The sequence below is a fragment of the Clostridium sp. HCS.1 genome (genome assembly GCF_047900555.1).
Taxonomy (GTDB): Bacteria; Bacillota; Clostridia; order Clostridiales; family Clostridiaceae; genus Clostridium.
This window is the reverse complement of record NZ_CP170704.1, coordinates 2,190,314-2,213,987: the sequence shown is the minus strand read 5'-3', so window position 1 is coordinate 2,213,987 and position 23,674 is coordinate 2,190,314. Positions and strand designations below refer to the sequence as shown.

The window sequence follows — 23,674 nt, the reverse complement described above, 5'->3', positions numbered from 1 at the left end:
TATTTATTACAGTTATCTAATTATACCATAGAAAAAAATCTATAATTATGTTATATATTATAATAAAGTTTTTAGATTACTATACTAAAGTTTAGGAGAAGTATTTATGAAAAAAGTTGAAATTTTAGCTCCAGCTGGGAGCATGGAAAGCCTTATTGCAGCTATGAATAAGGGAGCAGATGCTATCTATTTAGGTGGTAATAAGTTTTCAGCAAGGGCATATGCCTCTAATTTTGATAATGATAATATGATAAAAGCAGTAGATTATGCACATAGCTATGGGGCTAAAGTTTATGTAACATTAAATACTATTTTAAAAGAAAATGAAATTGAAGAAGCTGTAAGGTATGTTGGCTTTTTATATGAAATAGGAGTAGATGCTATAATTATACAAGATTTAGGCTTGTTTAAAAGAGTAAAAGAAGACTATCCTGATTTTGAAATTCATGCATCAACTCAAATGACAATACATAATGGTGAAGGTGCTTTGTTTTTCAAGGAAAAGGGATTTCATAGAATAGTTTTATCTAGGGAATTATCCTTAGATGAAATTAAATATATTTCTACAGATTTGGGCATAGAAACGGAGGTATTTGTACATGGAGCTTTATGTGTATCTTATTCAGGACAGTGTCTAATGAGTTCTATGATTGGTGGAAGAAGTGGAAATAGAGGAAGATGTGCGCAGCCTTGTAGAATGGAGTATACTTTAAAAGGTGAAAATTCAGGCGAAAAGAAGGCATATTTATTAAGCCCTAAAGATACCTGTACAATTGAAAGTATTGGAGATATTATAAATTCAGGGACATATTCACTAAAGATCGAAGGTAGAATGAAAAGACCAGAATATGTAGCTGGTGTAGTTGATAATTACAAAAAGGCAGTGGAAAAAGAATTATATAAGACTGAATATAATGTTGCTAAAGGAAAGAGAGAATTATTACAATTATTTAATAGAGGAGGATTCTCAACTGCCTATTTACATAAAAACTTAGGTAAGGATATGATGAGCTTTAATAGTCCAAGAAATACTGGTTTACCTTTAGGTAGAATTGAAAAAAATGGTGAGATATTATTAAAAGAGAATATTAATATAGGCGATGGCTTCAGATTTAGAGAAACTGGATATAATATTAATAAGATTATAAAAAATGGAAAAGAAGTAAAAGAAGCAAGTAGAGGAGAAAGAGTTAAGATATTTCCAACTGCATATAAAATTGGTGATGAAATCTTTAAATCTTCAGATAAAATGCTTTTTGACTCCTTAGAAGACTCATTAATCCCTTTTAATAGAAAGATTAACATTAAGGCAGAAGTTAGCTTTAAAGTATCCGAACCTATAAAGTTAATTATTAATTACCAAGATAAAGAATATGTATTTTTAGGAGAAAAAGTAGAAAAAGCAGAAAAGAAACCTCTAAGTAAGGAAAGAATAATTGAGTCATTAATTAAATCTTCTGAAAGTGCTTTTAAGATTGAAGAGGTTGAGTTTATTGACTTTGAAGATGGATTTTTAAAGGTAAGTGATTTAAATAGTTTAAGAAGAGATGCTTTAGAGGGACTTCAAAAGGCTATAACTAAATCTTTTAGAAGAAGAAGACCAGAAAAAAACATAAAAATAAATGAAGAAATTAATAAATCTATAGATTTAGATATATTGTATCAATGCGTAACTAAAGAACAATTAAAAGCTCTTTTAGATGAAGGAATTAAAGATATTGCTATTGATGTATTTAATAGAGATAAAGATGCTTTGAAGGTTACTGACATAAAAAATATAGCTAATATTGATGGATTAAACATATATTTAAAAGTGCCTAATATAATAAAGAGTGAATTTAATAGTGTTGTTAATATAATTGAAAAAGTTAAGAATAATATAAAAGGAATAGTTACAGTTAATGTTGGTATTATAAGAAAGTATCAAAAAGAGCTTAATATAATTGGTGACTATAAGCTTAATATAATAAATTCTGAGGCTTTAAAGTTTTATCAAAAAGAATTAGCTATTCCAACCCTTAGTCTTGAATTAAATAGAAAAGAAATAAAATCTTTACTAAAAAATAACACTGGTAATGCTCAAGGAATTATTTATGGTAAAACTGAGCTTATGATAAGCGAATATTGTCCTATTGGAAGTACCTTTGGAGAAAAGTCTGCTTGTAAAGAGTGCAATATAGCTTGCTCTAGGGATAAGTTTACTTTAGTTGATAGAATGAAGGAAAAATTTAGAGTAATGACAGATATATTTTGTAGAAGTTATATATTAAATCCAAAACCAATAAATCTTATAGACGAAAAAGAAGATTTAAGTAGTCTTGGAATTAACTCATTTAGAGTTGAATTTAGAGATGAAAATTATGAAGAAGTTAAAAAGATTTTAAGAATGATTAAGGGTGAAGAGTTAATAAATTCTAAAGAATATACTAAAGGTCATTATAGAAGAGGAATAGAATAGATATATGAGTTTATTAATAAGTATTATTTTTATTATTGCTACTATAGTAATAAATTTTATATTTATATTTTCAACAAAAAAATATAAATGCTATAAACCAGTAATAGAGCTAGGGCATAAAGCTAAAATAGAATGTATCACTTTATTAAATGGATTTTGGAAAAAGGAAATTCTTATAGTAGCTATAGGAATTACATTATGCTTTTTATCAATATTCATTGATACTAATAATAAGATTATATTAGGAACATTTTTGTGCTTAAGTATTTTATATAGTTTTATTGCCATTATATCAGGAATTTATAATTATAAAAGCTTTAATAAAAGTATTAGTAATTTACTTAATAAAATTAGTAAATAACAAAAAGGAGAGAATATGCAAGAAAGAACCCTTAAAGTATTAGAATTTAATAAGATTAAAGATAGATTAAAAGAATATGCTATAACTACTAGCAGTAAAGAGATTATTGATAAATTAGAACCTTACGAAACAGTTTATGAAGTAAAAAGAAAGTTAAAGGAAACAGATGAAGCACTAGATCTTTTAATTACAAAAGGAAATCCTCCTTTTGAAGGCTTACATGACGTAAAAGAAGGTGTTGAAAGAGCAAAAAAAGGTGGGATATTATCTGCAGGACAATTATTAAAAATAGGTGGCATGCTTAAATGTTCAAGAAGATTTAAGGATTATATATCTAGAAGAGATGATGAAACGCCTCATTTAATTTTAGAAGATCTTGCCTATATTCTAACACCTGTAAAACAATTAGAAGATATTATTGAGTTATCAATAATATCAGAAGAGGAAATCAGTGATAAAGCAAGTAGTACTTTAAGTTCAATTAGAAGAAATTTAAAGGAAAAGAATTCATCAGTAAGAGATAAAATTAATTCAATAGTAAGATCAAATGCTAAATATCTACAAGACTCTCTATATACCATGAGAGGAGATAGATATGTATTACCTGTAAAAGCAGAATATAAAAGTGCAGTCCCTGGGCTTGTACATGATCAAAGTTCTACTGGAGCTACTCTTTTTATAGAACCAATGAGCCTTGTTAATTTAAACAATGAAATAAAAGAGCTTAAGCTTAAAGAAAAAGCAGAAATAGAAAGAATATTAATGGACTTATCAAACAGGGTTTTTGATGTAATAGAAACTGTTGAGAGTAATTTTAATATACTTACAGAATTAGATTTTATTTTTGCAAAAGGTAAATATGGATCAAGTTTAAATGCAATATGCCCAGATGTAAATGAGGATAAAAGCTTCGATATAATTCAAGGAAGGCATCCTCTTATTGACCCTAAATTTGTAGTTCCCTCAGATATATATTTAGGTAAAGAATTCAGTACCTTAATGATAACAGGACCAAATACAGGTGGTAAAACTGTTACATTAAAAACTGTAGGATTATTACACTTGATGGCATTAAGTGGGCTTTTAATTCCAGCTAGAGATAATTCTAGTGTAAGCTTTTTCAAAAGCATTTTTGCAGATATAGGAGATGAGCAGAGTATAGAGCAATCATTATCAACATTTTCTTCTCACATGACAAGTATAGTTAAGATAATGGAGAGTGCTGATGATAACTCTTTAGTTCTATTTGATGAAATTGGTTCTGGTACTGATCCTACAGAAGGTGCTGCACTGGCTATTGCTATATTGGAAACCTTAAGGGAACAAGGAGCAAGAATTATTGCAACAACTCATTATAGTGAGTTAAAGGGGTATGCTTTAAGAACTTCAGGTATAGAAAATGCTTCTGTAGAATTTGATGTGGAAACTTTAAAACCAACTTATAGATTATTAATAGGTATTCCAGGTAAATCTAATGCTTTTGAAATATCAAAGAGATTAGGATTAAGGGAAGATGTAATATCTAAAGCTAGACAAAATATATCTTCAGAAAATCTACAATTTGAAGATTTAATTAGGGATTTACAAGAAAAAAGCATTATAGCTAATAGAGATGCAAGAGAAGCTAAAAAGTTGAAAAATGAAGCAGATGAACTTAAAAAGAAATATGATGAAAAGCTTAAAAGATTAGATGAAATAAGAGATAAGGCTTATAGTGAAGCAAGATACGAGGCAAAGAATATAATTTCAAAAGCTAAGGATGAAGCAGATGAAATATTAAAGGCCATGAGAGAATTAGAAAAGTTAGGTATATCTCAAGGTGGTAGAGCTAGACTTGAAGAAGAAAGAAAAAAACTTAAGGATAGTTTAGAAAATAAGGAAGCTTCATTAATTAAGGAAAGAGAAAATAATGGTGAAGTTATAGATAAGGTTACATTAGGAATGGATGCTTATTTACCATCATTAAATCAAAATGTAATAATTATTTCAATGCCTGATTCTAGAGGCGATGTTCAAGTAGAGGCTGGAATAATGAAGATAAACGTTAAACTTAAGGATTTAAGAAAAGTAAAAAATACAAATACTAAAAAAGAAAAAAAGAAAAGAGAATTGAATTTAAATTTAAAATCTGTAGATAGTAGAGTAGATTTAAGAGGAATGGATTCAGAAGAAGCATGCTATAAAGTAGATAAGTATTTGGATGAAGCTTATATGTCTAATTTAGGAGAAGTTACTATTGTTCATGGTAAGGGAACGGGAGTTTTAAGAAAAGCAATTAATGATATGCTTAAAAGACATCCACATGTAAAAAGCTATAGACTTGGTGAATATGGTGAAGGTGGAGATGGTGTTACTATAGTAATACTAAAATAATTAAAATAAAATTAAAATAAGGAGACTCGTTTTTTCGGGTCTCTTTTTATGATATAATAATGTATGAAAAGAGGTGTCAATATGTATCTTATTAGTAGTTGCTTATGTGGTGTCAATTGCAAATATAGTGGTAGTAATAATCTAAATGAAAGTTGCTTAAAGCTTTTAGAAGAAGGAAAAGCTATTTTAGTTTGCCCTGAGCAATTAGGTGGACTTTCAACACCTAGAACACCTGCGGAGATAAATGGTACAGCAAAGGGAGTAATTTATGAAAATGATAAGGTTATTACTAAGGATGATATAGATGTAACTAAAGCTTTTATTAAGGGTGCAATGGAAACTTTACATATAGCGAAGTTAAGCAAGGTTAAAACTGCAATATTAAAAGAAGGTAGCCCATCTTGTGGAGTAAACTATATTTATGATGGTAGTTTCACTGGTAAAAAAGTTTATGGAAAAGGGGTAACTGCTACCGTTTTAGAGGAAAATGGGATAAATGTTATAAGTGAACTTGACTTTGGAGGTAAGAAAAATGGGGATTTTTAATTTTTTAAGAAAAGTAAAGCAAAATGGTAATTATGATGATGTAATGGATAATGATAATGTAATAGATGATAATAATGAAGATAATTATAAAGAAATTAAATTGGATTTAAGTGATTTAGAAAAAGAAATAGAAGGTATATTTGAAGAAAAAGAAGAAAATATTGAAGAAGAAGTTAAGCTTACTCAAGAAGAAATTGATGAGCTTATATCAACTGAAATATTAAGAATAATAGATTTGTATGATAATTTTGAGGATGTAAAGAGTTCAGCTTATGATTCAGCTATGAAAATTGGAAAAGAGAATATTAAAGAAATTCCAAAGTTTTTAAATGGTAAAATGCATAGACCTACTAGATATATAAACAAGTATATTGATGATCAAGAATGGTCAGTAGCAGTTGAAAATTCAATTTTAATGATAATATATAGCTTTAAGAAAGATGCAGTTCCTGTTTTAGAAAGACTATCTCAAAAAAATACTAAGTTAAATTTAAAAACTACAAATTTATTATGTAAGCTAGCAAGTGAAGGCGTTGAAACTGATGAGATAGTAAGTTGGATAATGAATAATTTAATGGCTTTTAATGATGAAAATAAAATTACAATTTTAGGATTTATGTCTCAAATAAAAGGTAATAATCAAGTTATTGGATTAATACAACACTTCTATAAGAGTTTTGTTAAAAATGGAGAAATAGAATATGCTTATAGAACATTAAATCATTTAATTAATGCAGCTGAAAAATTTACTCAAGGTCATTTAAAGTTCTTAAAAGCTATTGCCATGAATAAAGCCACAATTAACCTAGAGGAGATAATGATATTAGAGGAAAGTGATCCAAAGGTTATAACTTTAAATAAAATAGATGATAAATTAAGTATAGATGCTGCAGTAACACACTTTGCATTAGATAAAAATGACGACGATATAAATAGTAAGTTATACTATTTAAGTGAATATTCATTAGATAAGAACTTAAGAGAAAATCTTAAAGTACTTCTAAAAGGACAGTAAAAAGATATTTGATTAGAAGTATATTACTGGAGGTTTAAATTTGAAACAAAAGGCGAGAAAAACTAAGAAAAAGTCAAGGTTTAATTTTATAAGGATAGTTATATTTTTAGTTGTTTTATGGGCTTTTATATATATACCAATAAAAATTCAATATTTTTCATTAATTAGAAGAGAGGTAAAAGCTAGTGAAAGATTTAATGAAAATTTAGAGTATATAAATGATTTTAAAAATTTAAAAATTAGCTATTCAAATTTATATGGCAATGAAGATAGGTTAAGTGAAATTAATGAATTAATTAAAAGCATTGAAAGTAAATTATCAAATAAATTTGATGATGAGGTGGAAAATAAAATTTTAGAATTAAAATCTAAGATTAATGATTTAAGTGCTTTAAATGAAAGAGAATTAGAAGAATACTTTAATAATATTAACGATACAGATTTTAATAATTTTATTGATAGCGAAAAAGAAGAAGTAAATCAATATATTAATGATTTTAGTAATTTATTTGAAGATAAAAAGTATAATTTAGCTAAAGAAAAGCTAGATGAATTAAGTCAATATATTAATGAAACGAAGAAAAAAGCTAATGCTAGAAGAATAAATGAAACTTACGAAGAAAAATCTAATGAAAATGCTAGTTTAAGAGAGGCTAAATACATAAACGGAATATTGATAGTTAATAAAGAGTATGGATTGCCAGATACATTTCTTCCAGGGGAAAGTACTGAAGCAAGAGCTGCCTTTGAAGAAATGAAAAGTGATGCTCAAAAAGAAGGCATATACTTAAATGCCTTTTCAACTTATAGAAGTTATTGGAGTCAAAATAGACTCTATAATAATTATGTCGCAAATTATGGACAAGACCCTACAGATACATTTTCTGCAAAGCCTGGCTTTAGTGAACATCAAACTGGACTGGCTTTTGATATAGGTGGAGTAGATAGATCTCTATGGGCAGAGGAAGATTTCAAATACACTGAAGAAGCAGAATGGCTTAAGAAAAATTGCACAAAATATGGATTTATTTTAAGATATCCTGAAGGCAAGGAATGGGTTACGGGATATATGCATGAGTCTTGGCATTTTAGATATATTGGTGTTGAGCATAGCAAAAATTTTGAGAATAATGATTTAACATTAGAAGAATATTTAGGATTATAAAAGAAGCTGCCTAGGCAGCTTCTTTATTTTTTTACTATTTTAATATTTTCAATAGTTGAATCTTCTGTTCCTTGAACATATAAATTAGCTCTTTTTAAATCATGAACATAATCTACAACTTCTTTTGTTATTATTTCTCCAGGGCAAAGAACAGGTATGCCAGGAGGATATGCTAATAAGAATTCTCCAGATATTTCTCCAATACTTTCATTTATAGAGATAGAAACTTTATCGCTATAAAATGCTTCTCTTGGTTCTAATATTTTTTTAGGAATATTAGGTATATCTAAAAAGTCTTGAATAGGCTTTCTTTTTCCGTAGTATTCTTCAGATATAGATTTTAAAGCTGATATTAATTTATCCATTCCCTCTCTAGTATCTCCAAATGAACCAACAGCTAAAACGTTATAGAAGTCTGATAATTCCATTTGTATATGATATTTATCAGCAAGAATCATATCTAGTTCAAAGCCTGTTATTCCAAGGTCTCTAGATGAAATTGTAAGTTTAGTAGGATCAAAAGCATATGAACCAGGTTTCCCAAGCACTTCTTCTCCAAAACAATAAAATCCAGGAATTTTATTTATTTCATTTCTTGTATATTTGCATAACTCAATAGCTTTATCAAGTAATTCTTTTCCTTCTAAGGCAATTTGTCTTCTAGCACAATCTAAAGAAGCCATTAAGATATATGATGGTGAAGTTGTATGTAGTAAATTTAATATTTGTTGTACTCTCTTAGGACTTACATATTTACTTTTAACATGTAATAAAGATCCTTGAGTTAATGCACCAATGATTTTATGAGTACTTTGAGCACAAATATCTGCACCTGCTTCAAGTGCTGACATTGGTAGTTTTTCTGAAAATCCTAAGTGAGGTCCATGTGCTTCATCTACTATTAAAGGTATATTATAACTATGAACTATATCTGCGATTTTCTTTATATCTGTAGCAACTCCATAATAGGTAGGGTTAATAATTAATACTGCTTTAGCATCAGGATTATCTTCTAATGTTTTTGCAACAGTTTCAGGTGTAACACCATGAGCAATTCCTAGTTTTTTATCGATTTCTGGTTCCATAAATACAGGTGATGCACCACTAAGGATTATTCCAGAAGTAACTGATTTATGTACATTTCTTGGAACTATAATTTTATCGCCATCATTTACAACTGATAATATCATAGCTTGTATTGCACCAGATGTTCCATGGATTGAGAAAAATGTAGCATCTGCTCCATAGGCATCTGCAGCTAATTCTTGAGCTTTTTTTATGGGACCAGTAGGATGGTGTAAGCTATCTACTAATTTAAATACAGTAACATCTATTTTAAACGGGTTATCTCCAATAAAATTTCTAAATTCATTATCAACTCCTACTCCTTTTTTGTGTCCTGGGACATGAAAGGGTAGAGTTTCTCTATTTACATATTCCATTAAAGCATTAAATAGTGGAGTTTCATTTTGATTCATATTATACACAAAAGCACCCTCTTTCTTAAGAATAGTATTAATTTTATTTATATAGTTTTATACAAACATAAATATTATATTTTAATAATTATAACTATGCAATATAAACCTTTCAATTATTAAATAAATAGTAAATTAGCAAATTTTGAATAAAAATAATGAAAAATGATAAGAATATCTGAAGAAAAGTTAAATAATAGGAGGAGTTATTTGTGAATAGTCTAAATTTAAATAAAAGAGATGAGAGTATACCTAACAACGCAAAAAAATTAAGAAGAGAAGGCAAAGTTCCAGGAATTTTATATGGAAAAAAAATAAATGAAATTATGTTTGAAGTTGGAGAATTGGAATTATGTAGAGAAATATCAAAAAATGGAGAACATGGAGTTATAAGTTTTGATTTAAATGGAAAAGATTATCAAGGATTAATAAAAGATGTTCAAAGAGATCCTGTAACGCATAAAATAATTCATTTAGATTTAGAAGAATTAGATGAAAATAAGAAAATAATTTCAACAGTCCCTATATATTATGAAGGTGAAGGACTTTTAAATAAGAAAGGTATGGTACTTCAAAAAGAAAAAGACTCCATAAAAGTTGAATGTACTGCAGATAATTTACCAAAATATATAAAAATAAATATTAATGGAAGCAATAATGGATACGTATATAGAGCAGGAGATTTAGAAGTAGCCTCAGAATTATCAATTATTGATGATTTAAATACTGTAATTGCAGCAGTTACATACGAGAGAAAAACTGTAAGTGATGATATGGAAATTACACAAGAATAATACGAAAATAATAGAATAATGTCTTAAAATGTAAAGATATGCAACATTTGCACTCTTTACATTTTTTTATTCCATATTTCATTTTTTTAGTGTATAATATTAGCTGATAACTACGTTTGGGAGGTATAATATGTTGTATAAAGAGAAGTATAATGATTGGTTATCATCAACAGTTGTAGATGATGTAATGAAAAATGAATTAAGAAGTATTAAAGATGAAAAAGAAATTGAAGATAGATTTTATAAAGATCTTGACTTTGGTACAGGCGGACTTAGAGGGGTAATTGGAGCAGGAAGTAATAGAATGAATATCTACACTGTGTCAAAAGCTACTCAAGGCTTTGCTAATTATTTAAATGGAAGATTTGAAAATCCATCAGTTGCAATTGCATATGATTCAAGAAATATGTCAAAGGAATTTTCAAAAGCTGCTGCTTTAACTCTTTGTGCAAACAATGTTAAAGTTTATTTATATGAAGGCTTGAGACCAACTCCTATGCTTTCTTTTGCAGTTAGAGAATTAAACTGTACTGGAGGTATAGTAGTAACAGCTTCACATAATCCAAAAGAATATAATGGATATAAGGTTTATGATGAGTTTGGCGGTCAAGTAACTGATGAAAAAGCTAATATTATAATTAATGAAGTTAATAAAATTAACAATTTTGATATGATAAAAAGTATTTCTGAAGAAGAAGCTATAGAAAAGAATCTATTAGTATATATTGGTGAAGATGTAGATAAATTATACGTAAATAGAGTTAAAGGCCTAACTATTAGAAAAGAGTTAGTAAAAGAAAAAGCAAGTGATTTGAAAGTTATATATACGCCTATACATGGTTCAGGAAATATGCCAGTTAGAAGAGTGTTAAAGGAACTTGGATATACAGGGGTATCAGTTGTTAAGGAACAAGAAATGCCAGATGGAAATTTTCCAACTGCTTCATATCCAAATCCAGAGGAACCTGCTGTATTTAAATTAGCTTTAGATATGGCAAAGGAAGAAAATCCAGATGTTATTTTTGCAACTGATCCTGACTGCGATAGAATTGGAGTAGTTGTTAAGGATAGTGAAGGTGAATATAGAGTATTAACAGGAAATCAAACAGGATTATTATTAACTCAATATATTTTAGATTCTTTAAAAGAAGAAAATAAGTTACCAGAAAATGGAGTGGTTATTAAGACTATAGTAACTACAGATGGTGCGAAAAAAATTGCTGAAGCATATAATGTTGAATTAATGGAAGTTTTAACAGGCTTTAAATATATTGGAGAAAAAATACAAGGCTTCGAAGAAAACAAAGACAAAACATATTTATTTGGCTTTGAAGAAAGCTATGGATACTTAGCAGGAGACTTTGTAAGAGATAAGGATGCTGTTATTGCTTCAATGTTAATAGCAGAAATGACTTTATTCTATAAAGAAGAAGGAAAGAGCCTTTATGATGCTTTAATTGAACTTTACGAAAAGTACGGATTCTTTAAAGAAACTTTAGTTTCCTTTGAACTAAAGGGTAAAGAAGGGGCTGAAAAAATAGCTAAGTGCATAGATTCTTTAAGAAACGAAGAACTTAAAGAAGTAAATGGAGTTAAGGTTAATGTTAAGTATGACTACAAACTTAGCACTGAAGAAAATATATTAACTGGAGATAAGAAAGAAATAAACCTTCCTAAATCAAATGTTCTTAAATTTGTTTTAGAAAATGGATCATGGTTTGTAGTAAGACCTTCAGGTACTGAACCAAAAATGAAAGCTTATGTAGCAGTTAAAGGAAATGGCCTAAAGGATGCTGATGATCAGCTTGAAAGCTTTAAATCAGAAGTTATAAAGCTAGTTAATGAAAAATTAAATTAGTATAAAATAGGATGTTCATTTGTTATTATATAGTTATATAACAAATGAACATCTACTTTTTTATTTAATATCAATTTGTTATTTGAAACCTTATGAAATATATAGTATTATTTATAGTAAACCAAATAAAAGGAGGAATATGTTTGGATTATAATTCAACTTTTAAAGAAAAATTAGGTAAATTATTATTTTTAGAAATAGATAAGGATGGTTTTAAAAGGAGTGTTGGCATTCCCGAATATGTATCTTTCTCAAATAAAGAACTATATTTACCTATATCCTCAGAATATATAACTACAAATATCCAAAATGAAATTAAAATAAAGAACTTACCAATATTTTATTTTATTGAAGGAATGTTTTTAGCTATAGGAGCAGATGAAAATTTAAAATTTAATGAAGATTACGAGGTCATTTTATCATATATAAAGGATACTGATAATTGTATAAGAAGTGTTATATCTAATAAGATAAAAGAAGATAAGCTTATAGATGGATACTTATTACTAAAAGGATATTATAGATATTCTAAAGATACAGACATTATGAAAAAGCTTCTATTAGTTGCTGAAAGTATAAGAGAAAAGGATAGTGGATTTAAAGATATATTACTTACTGATATTGATTACTGTGAGAAAAACTTATTAAAGATTCCTGAAGCATTTTTATACAAGGCATTAATATTAAAGGATAGTGGAGATTTTAAGGCTGCTAAAGTAGCAATTAATGAATATATTAATATGAATGGCAAGATTACAGAAGATATTAAGTATTTAATTGATGATATAAATAATATATCAAATTATGAATTAGCAATTGAACATTTAAAAGATGATCCAGCAAAAACAATTAAAATGCTATTAGATTTACTTAATAATTTTGATAGTAACCCACTAATATATTATTATTTAGGTGTTGCATATAGAAAGTTAGAAAATTATGAAAAAGCAATATATTATTTAAATGAAAGTATAGCTAGAGAAAGTGGGATTTATGAAGTGGTAGTTGAACTAGGAATAAATTATGCTTGCATAAATGATTATGAAAATGCTATTAAATACTTTAAAAAAGCTTTTGAAGTTACTAAAGAAGTTGAGGTATGCACTAATATAGTTATGTGTTATATGAATTTAAATAATTATGAAGAAGCAAAACTTCACTTAGATATTGCGAAGAAGTTAAATCCAGAAGATGAAGTAGTTAAGGACTTAGAAAAGATATTAAATAAATAATAACTTAAAATTAATTAATAAGATATTTTAAGCTTATAATTTAAATAAAGGAGCTGGAAAATCAGCTCCTTTATTAATTTTTTCTATTTACTAAGATAAGATTTTTATAAAAACATTAATTATTAATAACTTTAGTAAAGTAAATAAATATGATATTATATTTATGGATAATTTTACGTATTAATTATTAAGGAGATAATATGTTATCTTTAGTGATTATAGTATAGATAGTAAATAATAATATAGATATAGATAATAGTAAATATATACAAGGATAAGAGAGTATAAGAAGATAGTGTATAAGAGTAAGTAAGTACCATAGTAAAATATATTATAGATAAGACAGTTTTACTATAGAATAATTATGTTAAATATACTTATAATAGTAGTATAAACTTATTAGACATATAAAGAATAATGGGAGGAACTTACTGAATGGAATTACACACTATAAGATATGAGAATAAAGACATTATTGTACTACTTGATGATAATATGAAATTAGTTAAGCCTGTATATGACTACTTAAAATACCTTAGATTAAAAGATAGAGCATTTAATACAATAAAGGCTAATTGCAATGATTTAAAGTTGTATTGGGAGTTTTTAAGCAAGGAGCATTACCAATATGACGAAGTAACACCCAATGTTATAGGTGAATTCATAGAATACCTTAGAGAGCCTAACGCTACCGACAACGTAGTTAGTATTTATGCTGAAAGTAAGCGTACAGGAAAAACAATAAATAGAATACTTAGTACAGTTTATAACTTCTATAAGTATTGTGGAATGGTTAGAGAGGTAAACAACCCTATCATTATGGAAGAAGTAAATAGACCATTTGATATGTTTAAGAGCCTACTACACCATGCAAGAAGTAATAATAAAACTAAGCAATCTATATTCAAGGTTAAGGAAAGTAAAACTACTTTTAAACTGGTATCAGATAGTGACGCTGAAACATTCTTAAATGTTTTACCAACTTGGAGAGATAAACTTATCTTCAAGACAATGTACCTTACAGGGGCGAGAATTGGTGAAGTTTTAGACCTGCAAATTGAGGATATACCATATCCCGATACGTCTAAGGAAATTGGAATGTTAGAAAATATAAAGTCTAAAGGTAAAAGAAGGCATTTATATATTCCAATGACTTTATTAGAGGAAATAGATAACTTCATAATGGAAGAAAGAAATAATATTGATACAGAGCATAGTTATATCTTTGTATCACAACAAAAGCAGAATTTAGGTAAGCCATTAACATATAGAGCAATCTATGAAGTGTTTAATACAGTTAAAAAGAAAACTGGTATAGAGTTAAATTTCCACGATTTAAGGCATACTTGTGCAACTGCTTTACTTGAAGGTGGTATGGATATTAGTCTTGTTAGAATAATCTTAGGACACGAACATATCACTACAACTCAACAATACACTCATATTTCAAATCAATACCTTGAAGATAATTTAAGCAGGTATTGGAATAAGAGTTCTTTAATTGGAGGTGGAGCAAATGGCAAGTAAAATGCCTAATGGTGATAAGTGGGAATTGATAGATAACGATAGTAACTCACAACATTATGGGAAGAAGTTTAAGTTTGATTTCTCATATATCGAGAGCGATAGCATTAAAAATGTGGTTAAGGCTTATATTTGGAGAAATTATAAAGAAGGAAATAAAGCGTTAAAAAGACTTTATGACGAATTAAAATATTTTAATGTATTTTGGGGATTTATTAACCTAAATAACATTAAAACTTTAGGGGAATTAAATAACAACTATATAGACAATTATGTAAGTTACCTAAAAACCTATATAACTCCTATTAGAAAGAAACCTTTGTCATACCAATCTCAAAAGATACATTTAGATACAGTTAAAAGTATTGTTCGTTGGGGACAATTGTATATGAGTAATGAAGTGCCTAAAGTAGAGATATTTACAGGTAATGAATATGTAGGAGTTAATAGAAAACTTAAAATAGATTTTATTCCAGATGAAGTTTTAGAACAGATAAATAAATCCTTAAAAAATGAGGAAAATCCTTATGTTAAATATGGAATAATCATTCTTCAATCAACAGGAATGAGAATTGGAGATATGCTTAAATTAACTACCGATAGCGTTAAGCCACATCTAATTAGTGGATATACTTTAACTTGGTATGACCATAAAAACCGTAAGGAACGTCAACCAATGCCTATTCCCAATGAATGTGCTATCGCAATCGAAAAGTTAATAGAGCATACAAAGGAATTGAGAGAACAGACTGATGATAGTATTGAAGACTATTTGTTTATTCATAGAGTATCTAACGGGAAAAATGTTGGAGAAATAATGAATATAAATAGAGTAACAATTGGAAATTGGTTTAATGCTTTCATTAAAAATAATGATATTAGAGATGCCAATGGTGAGTTATATAACTTAAAATCACATCAATTTAGAAGAACACTTGCAACTGATATGTTATCTAAAGGAACTGATTTAAAGGCTATACAAGAAGTTTTAGGACATTCTTCTCCTATGACAACTAAACAAAGTTATGCAGACATTAAAGATAAAGAAAGAGCCGAAGTTTTTAAGAATATAGGTATTATCGGTAACATCAACAAAGTTGATGAAACAGTTATAGAAAATAAGAATGATTTAATTTGGTTCAAGGAAAATAAGGATAAAGGAGCAAGAATGGAAGATGGTTATTGCACTAAACCTTGTAGTGATGGGAAGATTTGCGACAGATTATTAAAAAGACAGAAATGTTATACTTGTAGCAGATATATCACTACTCTAGAGTATTTACAGGCTCATAAAAATCATTTAGGAGAGTTAGAAAAGCAGTTAGAGGGAAATATCTATGGTGACCATTATGCCGAACATTTCCTACCTACTATTGAAATTCTAAAAGAGATTGTAAAGAAATTGGAGGAAATACAAGATGGAAATAACTAAGTTAAATTTACAACCGATAACTACTGAAAGTGATTATACTAATATAACCATTGGAAATTCTAAGTTTACTGACGATATATGGGATTTATCACCTTTTATAACTACTGCTAAGGTGATACAAAATAAAAAGCAAATAAATTTTAAATATATACATGAGGAAGAAATTAAGTGTACCACAAAACTTTATGTTTATTACAAGTTAGGGAAAGTCAAACCAAGAACTATTGTTGATTATATGAGATGTCATTTCCCTTCGTTTATTGAATATTGTAAATTAAATAATATTACTAATTTCAATGAGATAACTAAGGAAATGTTTCTACAATATTCAATGTGGCTTAAAGAAGAAAAGGAGGTTGAACAACAGACAGGTTATATTCGTTGTAAGATAGTTGAAGAAGTTATTAAAATCGGTCAAACAAAAGGATGGGATGTTCCTAAAAAAAATATCTTTGTAGATTTTACTTCTTTAGATTTATGGAATACGAAAAAGTATTTAAAAGAAAATAAAACCAAGCCTATTCCAGAAGATATATTTGATAAAATACTTCAATGTGCATTAAAAGAAAGTGATATGTTAACTAAAGCAGGAATAATAATTCAAAGTCAAACTGGACTTAGGATTAATGAGGTGTTATCTATTCGACAAGGTTGCGTTCATAAAACTAATGAAGGGTATGATTATATGGAAGTTACTCTTAGTAAAACAGAAAATGGTGAGCCTATAATCCATAAGGTGTTTATCAATGAGTTAGTTAAAAATGTAATTGTAGAACTTGAAGAATATACTAAGGATTTAAGAGTTAAATATGGCTTAAAGGAACTGTTTATAACTAATAGAGGAAATGTATATTCAATAGACCAATGGGGTTCAAAAAAGTTAAGAAAATTTATAGAAACACATGATATAAAGGATAACAAAGGCAACTTATATTCATTAGAATCACATCAATTTAGAGCAACGTTTGTTAGAGAACTTATAAAACAAAAAGTACCCATAGCACACATTATGAAACAGTTTGCTCATGTATCTATTGAAATGACTTCACATTATCTTACTTTAAAAGAGGAAGAAGTTAAAGAGATATATTCAGATATGATACTGGGTAAAGATTCTAAGATTGCTGGACTTAGAGCAAAGGAAATTAAGACTAAACTTGATGAACAGTTTAGAGGTAAAACAGATCAAGAGGTTGATGATATAGTTTCTAACTTATCGAAATCAATGAGTTTTAATCCATTACCGACAGGCGTATGCCTATATGACTTTAGAAGGGGGAATTGTTCTGATGGTGATGGTTGTTTCTTCTATAATTGTCCTAACTACGTTACCGAGGTTAAGTTCTATCCTGTTTTAAAGAAGGAATTAGACCTTATAGAGAAAGAAATGGCAAGATATAAAGAGTTAGGTCAACAACGTTCTTGGGAAAGACAATACGTTAAATATAAGTATTTAAAACCATTAGTAGATAGTTTGGAGGAGCAAATCAATGAAGAAAAATAATAATAAAAATACAGAAGGCTTAAAGGAATTTGCTGAAAAGAAAAATCAAGAAACTATTGAAAAGGTTAATAAAGCAATAGATAAATTAAAGCGTTCTAAAACTAAGAGTATTAACTTTAAAACAGTAGCCGAGGAAGCAGGAGTATCTAAGGCTACTCTATACAATAATGATATTCTTAAAGAACGTATATTAAGCCTTAGAGCCATACAGAAAGGTGTTCCTAATGATAATATAGTTGCTACACCTAAAGATAAGATAAAGGTTAAGGATGAGAAAATAAAACAACTTTATGAAGAAATAAAGAAACTTAAAGAAGATAAAGCAAAACTAATTATTCAATTAGTTGAGATGGAAGAACTTAAAGATGAAAATAAAAGATTAAGAGAAAATTTATATAAGATTAAAAGTATGTAGTTATTATTGAGTTTGTTAATATTGCAAAGTAATTAATGAAATGTTCTTTGAAAATTGAATAGTACGGTGTTGGAAATATATGCTATAATAATTATATTAAAGTAAACTAATAAAAGTTATTATTAACTATAATATAGTTAGAGGAGCAAATAATGAATAAAATAAATAATAAGTATGTTATAATTGTAGTTATACTTAGTTTAATATTACTAAATTTATTTCAGTTAATTAAATTAAAAAACTATCAATCAATTACAGACAATGTTGATTCTGATTTTGGAGCTTCATTAGATTTAATTTGTATTGGAATAGAAACTATAGAAGATAATACTGAGGATGAATTTGTGGGGATAGCTATATTAGCATCAGGTACTGGAGAAGCTGAATCACTTTATAAACAATCATCTTATTATAAAGAAAATGAACTACTATATGTGGCTTTAAGGAATTTAAATACTATTATAAGTAATAATAGTAGAGTTAGAGAGTTAATAGAAAAAAATGATTTAAAGACATTAATTCCAATAATTGAAGATTTAAGAAAAAATCCTTTGGATAATGAAGCAACTGAAAAGTTACATGTGTTTTTTAGATACTTTGAAATGTAGATTTAATGGTGAATAAAGGTAAAACAATACTCAGTATATAATGTAAATATATATAATACCGTACTATTCAAAAAATGAATGTGCGGTATTTTTTAGTACGCAATTCAGAAATAACTTGAACTAATAACTTGCTATACACTTGAAAGTGTATAAAATGAAAGGAGGTGAACTTTAGTAAGAGTTTGGTACTTATAATACACTCTCTTACTAAAGATAAGTTATGAAAGAGAATAACTTTATTGAGATATTAGGATATAAAATATTTAAGAATAGTATTGAAGATGCTATTAATTACATAGAAGATAAAAATAAACTTCATATAATTTCTGGTAATCCTGAAGTTCTTTATAATGGATTAAATAATAAAATACTTTTTGAAAACTTTACTTCTAATAATTCTTTAATTATTCCTGATGGAGTTGGGATTCAAATAGCAGCAAAATTTTTAAAAACTCCTGTTAAAGAGAAGATTGCAGGAATAGATTTAATGAAGGAACTTATTAAAAAGTTATCATTAGAAAATAAAAGTATTTATTTACTTGGAACTACAGATGAAAACTTAAAGGCCTGTGTAGCAAATATTATAATGGAGTTTCCAGAAGTTAATATAGCAGGATATAAAGATGGATATTTTGATATTAATAATCCTGTTGAATTATTAAATGAAATAAAAGAAAAAAAGCCTTATGCAATTTTTGTAGCAATGGGATGTCCAAGGCAAGAAGAATTTATAGCAAAATATATGGATGAGCTACCATGCCAAATTTTTATGGGTGTCGGTGGAAGCTTTGATGTTATTGCTGAAAAAGTTACTAGGGCGCCGAGATGGATGATAAAATTAGGATTAGAATGGTTATATAGGGTAGCAAAAGAACCTTGGAGAATAAAAAGATTAGGGAGTATACCTAAGTTTTTACTACTTGTAGTAAGGGGAAAAAATAAAAATGAATAAAAACAAAATATTTAAAGCAACTTTTATAGTTATGGCAATGACTATATTAAGTAGAGTTATTGGTTTTGCAAGAGATATTTTAGCAGCCTATCATTTTGGAGTTGAGGGGTCTTATGATATATATGTTGCATCTGTAGCAATACCAGAATCAGTATTTATGATAGTAGGTCTTGCCATATCAACAACATTTATACCAATGTTAAGTGAAATAAAACATAGTAAAAATAATAAAGAAATGTTTAATTTCTCTAATAATATAATTAATATACTATCATTAATTTCTATATTTATTATAATTTTAGGCCTAATATTCACTAAAAAAATTGTGAGTATTTTTGTGCCTAATTTTACGCCAGATAAAATAGAGCTAACTATTTTCCTAACAAGGATAACATTATTTAATATAATATTACTTTGTATAAATGCTTGTTTTGCTTCTATACTTCAAGTTTGTGAAGATTTTGTTATTCCAGCTTTACTAGGTATATTTTTTAATTTACCTATAATTATATATTTATTACTATTTAATGATGTTAGTATTGTTGGATTAGCTATAGCAAATGTTATAGGTAATTTATTAAGAGTTCTTGTGCAAATACCATCACTATATAAGAATGGATATAGAATTAAATTTTATATTAATATTAAAGATGAAAAACTTAAAAGTATGATTATACTTATTATTCCTGTAATAATTGGTGCAGGTGCTAATTCTATAAATATGTTAGTGGATAAAAGTGTAGCATCTGGGCTAATAACTGGTTCTATGGCTGCATTAGAGTATTCACAAAGAATTATACAATTTGCTAATACAGCAATTACAACCTCTTTAGTTTCTGTAGTTTATCCTATTATGGCAAACAAATTAAATAAAGGTGATAAGGAAGGATTCTTAAAATATTTAAGCAAATCCATAGTTATAATTTGTATATTTTTAGTACCAATTACCTTTGGAGTAATGTTTTTAAGTAATGATATTGTAAAAGTTATATATGAAAGAGGAAAATTTGAATCAAATGCTGTTGTTTTAACTTCTATGGCTCTTTTGGGTTATGCAATTCAATTGCCCTTTGCAGGAGTTAGAGATATATTAAATTCCTCTTTATTTTCAATGAAAAAAACAAAGGTTACTACTATAAATGGAGTTATTGGAGTTATAGTTAATATAATATTAAGTATTACTTTATCTAGATTTTTTGGAGTGCTAGGAATTTCAATTGCAACATCAGTTTCAGCAATAATAATATCTATACTGTTATTAAATTCTACAAGAAAAATAGTAGGAACATTCAATTTAAAAGAAATTTTTATTAAGGTTATAAAGATTACCATTAGTTCGTCTATTATGATAATTACACTTTATTATTTTAATAAAATATTTACTATAGAGAGTTCGTTTTTTATTATTGCAATAGATGGAGTAATGGGGGCTGTAATATTCTTTGTTTTATGTAAAATACTTAGCATTGAAGAATTCGAAGAAGCCTTAATTATTATTAAGGAAAAAATTATAAGGAGGGAAGGTTAATGAAAATATTATTTATCGCTTGTTATTCGCCACTAATAAATAATTCTGCATCTATTGAAACCCTTCAATATTTGAATAATTTAGCTAAAATTCATAATAATGAAATTCATCTTTTAACTGTAAATTTTCCTCCTAATTCAATTTACTATGATGAATATATTTTAAGTATGCTAGATCCTAAAGTTAAATTACATATTATTTCTGGTGGGATAGTATTTGAAAAGATAATGCCTAAAAAGAGAAATTCTTTAAGTGGGGTTAGTAATAGCAATAATTTTAAAGCTAAAGTAAAAGGTATTCTTAGAAAAGTTAAAAGTATATTTGCTATTCCTGATATGTATTTATATTGGGCTATAAAAGCAAGTAGTTATGGAATTAAACTAATGGAAAATGAGAAATTTGATGTTATGTTTTCTATGCATGAACCGCCTTCTAGTCATATATGTGCCTATAGAATTAAGAAAAAGTATAAAAAACTTAAGTGGATAGCTTACTGGAGTGATCCTTGGCTAAAAGATTCAACTAGAGAAGGCTCTAGCTTCATTAGAAAGAAAATTGAAGAAAAATATGAAAAAGAAATAGTAAATTTAGCAGATAAACATATTTTTGTTACAAAAGCTAATAGAGATGATTACGTAAGGACTTATAATTTAAATATTGATAATACTTATATAATAACAAGAGGATATGATGCTAAGGTATATAAAGAAATTAAGGATAGCGAGAAGCCTATTTTAATTAATGATAAGAGGATTAATATAGTTTATGCTGGAGAAATTTTCTCAAAGCTTAGAGACATAAGACCTTTTATTAAAGCTATAAATACTATTAAAAAAGATAATTATGCATTATATAATAAATTAAATATATTGTTTTTTGGAAATATAGATAACGAAGAAGTAAGAAATGAACTTCTAGAAATAGATAATGTTAAAGTTTCTAACAGAATTCCTTATAAAGAAGCTTTAGGTTATATGATAAATGCAGATATATTATTACTTTTTGGAAATAAAAATTCTAAACAAATTCCTGCAAAGATTTATGATTATTTTGGTTGTTATGCATATATCTTGGTTGTTTTAGGAGACGAAAATGATCCTATAATTGATGTTGTTAGTAATATAGATAAGTGCAAAGTAGTTATTAACAATAGTAATGATATTAATGATGCCATTATAAATTTAACAAATAGAATAATTGATGGAAGTAAATCTAATCAAATTGCTGAATATGAATGGGAGAATATATCTAAAAGATTAGATTTAATATTAAGGGAGGATTAGCAATGCATGTTATGTTTGTACCATCTTGGTATCATAATAAGAGAAATCCAGTACATGGAAGCTTCTTTAAGGAGCAAGCAGAAGCTATTCAAGAAAGTGGAGTTAAAGTTACAGTAGCCTATAATGAAATATGGCCATTAACACAATTGTTTAAAATTAATGAAAAAATAGGCATTAGTTTTAGTATTGAAGATAAACTAAGAACATATAGATATAAGAATTATAATTACTTACCTAAGAATCCTAAAATGTTTAGTATTTTTAATAGAAGAATGGATAGGCTTTATAGGGAAATTTTAAAAAAAGAAGGCAAAGTTGATTTAATACATTGTCAGTCTTCCTTTTGGGCAGGAATTAGTGCAGCATATATATCAAAAAAATACAATATTCCTCTAATTATAACAGAACATTCATCCTTAAAGACTGCTATTTATATTAAGGATAGTTATAAACCATTTATTAAAAAGTCTTATTTGGATGCTGATGTTTTAATAGCAGTAGGAAATGGACTAAAAAAAGAAATTAGTGACTTCTCTGGAAGAAGTGATATTAAGGTAATTCATAATTTAATTCCAGTGGAAAGATTTAATATTAGCAAAGATACTAATGATATATTTACTTTTTTCTCTTTAGCCTTTTTAGAAGGAGAAAAAGGAATGGATGTGTTAATAAAAGCCTATGCAAAATATTTTAAGAATACAAATACCAAACTAATTATAGGCGGAGATGGAAGTCAAAAGGAATATTTAGTTAATCTAGCCATAGAACTTCAAATAGATAGTCAAATGGAGTTTTTAGGAGCTTTATCTAGGGAAGAAGTATCAAATTATATGAGTAGATGTAATACCTTTGTTCTTGCTTCAAAATATGAAACTTTTGGTGTGGTATATATTGAAGCACTTGCCTCAGGGAAACCTATTATAGGAACTTATAATGGTGGTGCTGAAGACATTATTAATGAAAATAATGGTTTATTAGTTAAAGTTAATGATATTGATGATTTAGGTAATGCTATGAAATATATAACTAAAAATATAAATTCATATGATGCTGAAAAAATCAGAAGTGAATGTATAGATAAGTATTCAAAGAAAAAAATTATTAATGAAATATTAAAGGTATATAGTGATTTAATGAAAGAGAGGTAA

General features: G+C 27.3%; 19 protein-coding genes. 18 read left to right on the top strand and 1 reads right to left on the bottom strand.

Annotated features, from left to right (window positions below; all coding sequences use genetic code 11):
* Positions 1–106: 106 nt before the first annotated feature.
* The 6 genes from ACFYH6_RS10520 (at position 107) to ACFYH6_RS10495 (ending at position 7,918) form a co-directional block, all read left to right on the top strand.
* The gene (locus tag ACFYH6_RS10520; protein ID WP_416178586.1) at positions 107–2,458 is read left to right on the top strand and encodes a DUF3656 domain-containing U32 family peptidase; all 2,352 of its coding nucleotides are present in this window, start codon (positions 107–109) and stop codon (positions 2,456–2,458) included.
* Between the two features lie 4 nt (positions 2,459–2,462).
* A complete protein-coding gene (locus tag ACFYH6_RS10515; RefSeq protein WP_416178585.1) occupies positions 2,463–2,819 on the top strand; it encodes a hypothetical protein in 357 nt (118 codons plus the stop codon).
* Positions 2,820–2,834: 15 nt separating this feature from the next.
* On the top strand, positions 2,835–5,192 hold the full coding sequence (locus tag ACFYH6_RS10510) for an endonuclease MutS2 (protein WP_416178584.1): 2,358 nt from the start codon (positions 2,835–2,837) through the stop codon (positions 5,190–5,192).
* A gap of 81 nt (positions 5,193–5,273) precedes the next feature.
* Positions 5,274–5,738: a DUF523 domain-containing protein gene (locus ACFYH6_RS10505; RefSeq protein WP_316342408.1), complete on the top strand. Its 465-nt coding sequence runs from the start codon at positions 5,274–5,276 to the stop codon at positions 5,736–5,738.
* Positions 5,725–6,753 carry a hypothetical protein gene (locus ACFYH6_RS10500; RefSeq protein WP_316342409.1) on the top strand — a complete coding sequence of 343 codons (1,029 nt, stop codon included), beginning with the start codon at positions 5,725–5,727 and terminating at the stop codon, positions 6,751–6,753. The genes ACFYH6_RS10505 and ACFYH6_RS10500 overlap by 14 nt, the downstream gene beginning before the upstream one ends.
* A gap of 40 nt (positions 6,754–6,793) precedes the next feature.
* On the top strand, positions 6,794–7,918 hold the full coding sequence (locus ACFYH6_RS10495) for a M15 family metallopeptidase (RefSeq protein WP_316342410.1): 1,125 nt from the start codon (positions 6,794–6,796) through the stop codon (positions 7,916–7,918).
* Positions 7,919–7,941: 23 nt separating this feature from the next.
* Here ACFYH6_RS10495 and ACFYH6_RS10490 read toward each other — a convergent pair whose 3' ends face one another.
* Positions 7,942–9,405 (bottom strand): aminotransferase class I/II-fold pyridoxal phosphate-dependent enzyme, encoded by a 1,464-nt coding sequence (locus ACFYH6_RS10490; protein WP_316342411.1) that lies wholly within the window; start codon positions 9,403–9,405, stop codon positions 7,942–7,944.
* Positions 9,406–9,608: 203 nt separating this feature from the next.
* On the opposite strand from ACFYH6_RS10490, the gene ACFYH6_RS10485 reads away from it, so the two are divergent.
* The 12 genes from ACFYH6_RS10485 (at position 9,609) to ACFYH6_RS10430 (ending at position 23,674) form a co-directional block, all read left to right on the top strand.
* Positions 9,609–10,190, top strand: a complete 582-nt coding sequence (locus tag ACFYH6_RS10485; RefSeq protein WP_416178583.1) for a 50S ribosomal protein L25 — start codon at positions 9,609–9,611, stop codon at positions 10,188–10,190.
* 130 nt (positions 10,191–10,320) lie between these two features.
* Positions 10,321–12,048, top strand: coding sequence for a phospho-sugar mutase (locus tag ACFYH6_RS10480; protein ID WP_416178582.1), 1,728 nt, complete (start codon positions 10,321–10,323; stop codon positions 12,046–12,048).
* Positions 12,049–12,191: 143 nt separating this feature from the next.
* Positions 12,192–13,280: a tetratricopeptide repeat protein gene (locus tag ACFYH6_RS10475; RefSeq protein ID WP_316342414.1), complete on the top strand. Its 1,089-nt coding sequence runs from the start codon at positions 12,192–12,194 to the stop codon at positions 13,278–13,280.
* A gap of 435 nt (positions 13,281–13,715) precedes the next feature.
* Positions 13,716–14,807, top strand: coding sequence for a tyrosine-type recombinase/integrase (locus ACFYH6_RS10470; protein WP_416178581.1), 1,092 nt, complete (start codon positions 13,716–13,718; stop codon positions 14,805–14,807).
* Positions 14,797–16,236 carry a tyrosine-type recombinase/integrase gene (locus ACFYH6_RS10465; protein WP_416178580.1) on the top strand — a complete coding sequence of 480 codons (1,440 nt, stop codon included), beginning with the start codon at positions 14,797–14,799 and terminating at the stop codon, positions 16,234–16,236. The genes ACFYH6_RS10470 and ACFYH6_RS10465 overlap by 11 nt, the downstream gene beginning before the upstream one ends.
* The gene (locus ACFYH6_RS10460) at positions 16,223–17,740 is read left to right on the top strand and encodes a tyrosine-type recombinase/integrase (RefSeq protein ID WP_416178579.1); all 1,518 of its coding nucleotides are present in this window, start codon (positions 16,223–16,225) and stop codon (positions 17,738–17,740) included. Before ACFYH6_RS10465 ends, ACFYH6_RS10460 begins: the two co-directional genes overlap by 14 nt.
* Positions 17,727–18,155, top strand: a complete 429-nt coding sequence (locus tag ACFYH6_RS10455; RefSeq protein WP_416178578.1) for a DUF6262 family protein — start codon at positions 17,727–17,729, stop codon at positions 18,153–18,155. Before ACFYH6_RS10460 ends, ACFYH6_RS10455 begins: the two co-directional genes overlap by 14 nt.
* 152 nt (positions 18,156–18,307) lie before the next feature.
* A complete protein-coding gene (locus ACFYH6_RS10450) occupies positions 18,308–18,763 on the top strand; it encodes a hypothetical protein (RefSeq protein WP_416178577.1) in 456 nt (151 codons plus the stop codon).
* A 220-nt stretch (positions 18,764–18,983) separates the two neighbouring features.
* The gene (locus ACFYH6_RS10445) at positions 18,984–19,715 is read left to right on the top strand and encodes a WecB/TagA/CpsF family glycosyltransferase (protein WP_316342415.1); all 732 of its coding nucleotides are present in this window, start codon (positions 18,984–18,986) and stop codon (positions 19,713–19,715) included.
* Entirely contained in the window at positions 19,708–21,243 is a 1,536-nt protein-coding gene (gene murJ, locus ACFYH6_RS10440) for a murein biosynthesis integral membrane protein MurJ (RefSeq protein ID WP_416178576.1), read from the top strand. The genes ACFYH6_RS10445 and murJ overlap by 8 nt, the downstream gene beginning before the upstream one ends.
* Complete coding sequence (locus ACFYH6_RS10435) at positions 21,243–22,526, top strand: glycosyl transferase group 1 (protein ID WP_416178575.1); 1,284 nt, start codon at positions 21,243–21,245, stop codon at positions 22,524–22,526. The genes murJ and ACFYH6_RS10435 overlap by 1 nt, the downstream gene beginning before the upstream one ends.
* Before the next feature lie 2 nt (positions 22,527–22,528).
* Positions 22,529–23,674: a glycosyltransferase gene (locus ACFYH6_RS10430; protein ID WP_416178574.1), complete on the top strand. Its 1,146-nt coding sequence runs from the start codon at positions 22,529–22,531 to the stop codon at positions 23,672–23,674.

Excerpts from the sequence above, each read along its gene's own strand:
- ACFYH6_RS10520 (WP_416178586.1), top strand. The coding sequence starts at position 107 with ATGAAAAAAGTTGAAATTTTAGCTCCAGCTGGGAGCATGGAAAGCCTT.
- ACFYH6_RS10515 (WP_416178585.1), top strand. The coding sequence starts at position 2,463 with ATGAGTTTATTAATAAGTATTATTTTTATTATTGCTACTATAGTAATA.
- ACFYH6_RS10510 (WP_416178584.1), top strand. The coding sequence starts at position 2,835 with ATGCAAGAAAGAACCCTTAAAGTATTAGAATTTAATAAGATTAAAGAT.
- ACFYH6_RS10505 (WP_316342408.1), top strand. The coding sequence starts at position 5,274 with ATGTATCTTATTAGTAGTTGCTTATGTGGTGTCAATTGCAAATATAGT.
- ACFYH6_RS10500 (WP_316342409.1), top strand. The coding sequence starts at position 5,725 with ATGGGGATTTTTAATTTTTTAAGAAAAGTAAAGCAAAATGGTAATTAT.
- ACFYH6_RS10480 (WP_416178582.1), top strand. The coding sequence starts at position 10,321 with ATGTTGTATAAAGAGAAGTATAATGATTGGTTATCATCAACAGTTGTA.
- ACFYH6_RS10470 (WP_416178581.1), top strand. The coding sequence starts at position 13,716 with ATGGAATTACACACTATAAGATATGAGAATAAAGACATTATTGTACTA.
- ACFYH6_RS10465 (WP_416178580.1), top strand. The coding sequence starts at position 14,797 with ATGGCAAGTAAAATGCCTAATGGTGATAAGTGGGAATTGATAGATAAC.
- ACFYH6_RS10460 (WP_416178579.1), top strand. The coding sequence starts at position 16,223 with ATGGAAATAACTAAGTTAAATTTACAACCGATAACTACTGAAAGTGAT.
- ACFYH6_RS10455 (WP_416178578.1), top strand. The coding sequence starts at position 17,727 with ATGAAGAAAAATAATAATAAAAATACAGAAGGCTTAAAGGAATTTGCT.
- ACFYH6_RS10450 (WP_416178577.1), top strand. The coding sequence starts at position 18,308 with ATGAATAAAATAAATAATAAGTATGTTATAATTGTAGTTATACTTAGT.
- ACFYH6_RS10445 (WP_316342415.1), top strand. The coding sequence starts at position 18,984 with ATGAAAGAGAATAACTTTATTGAGATATTAGGATATAAAATATTTAAG.
- murJ (WP_416178576.1), top strand. The coding sequence starts at position 19,708 with ATGAATAAAAACAAAATATTTAAAGCAACTTTTATAGTTATGGCAATG.
- ACFYH6_RS10435 (WP_416178575.1), top strand. The coding sequence starts at position 21,243 with ATGAAAATATTATTTATCGCTTGTTATTCGCCACTAATAAATAATTCT.
- ACFYH6_RS10430 (WP_416178574.1), top strand. The coding sequence starts at position 22,529 with ATGCATGTTATGTTTGTACCATCTTGGTATCATAATAAGAGAAATCCA.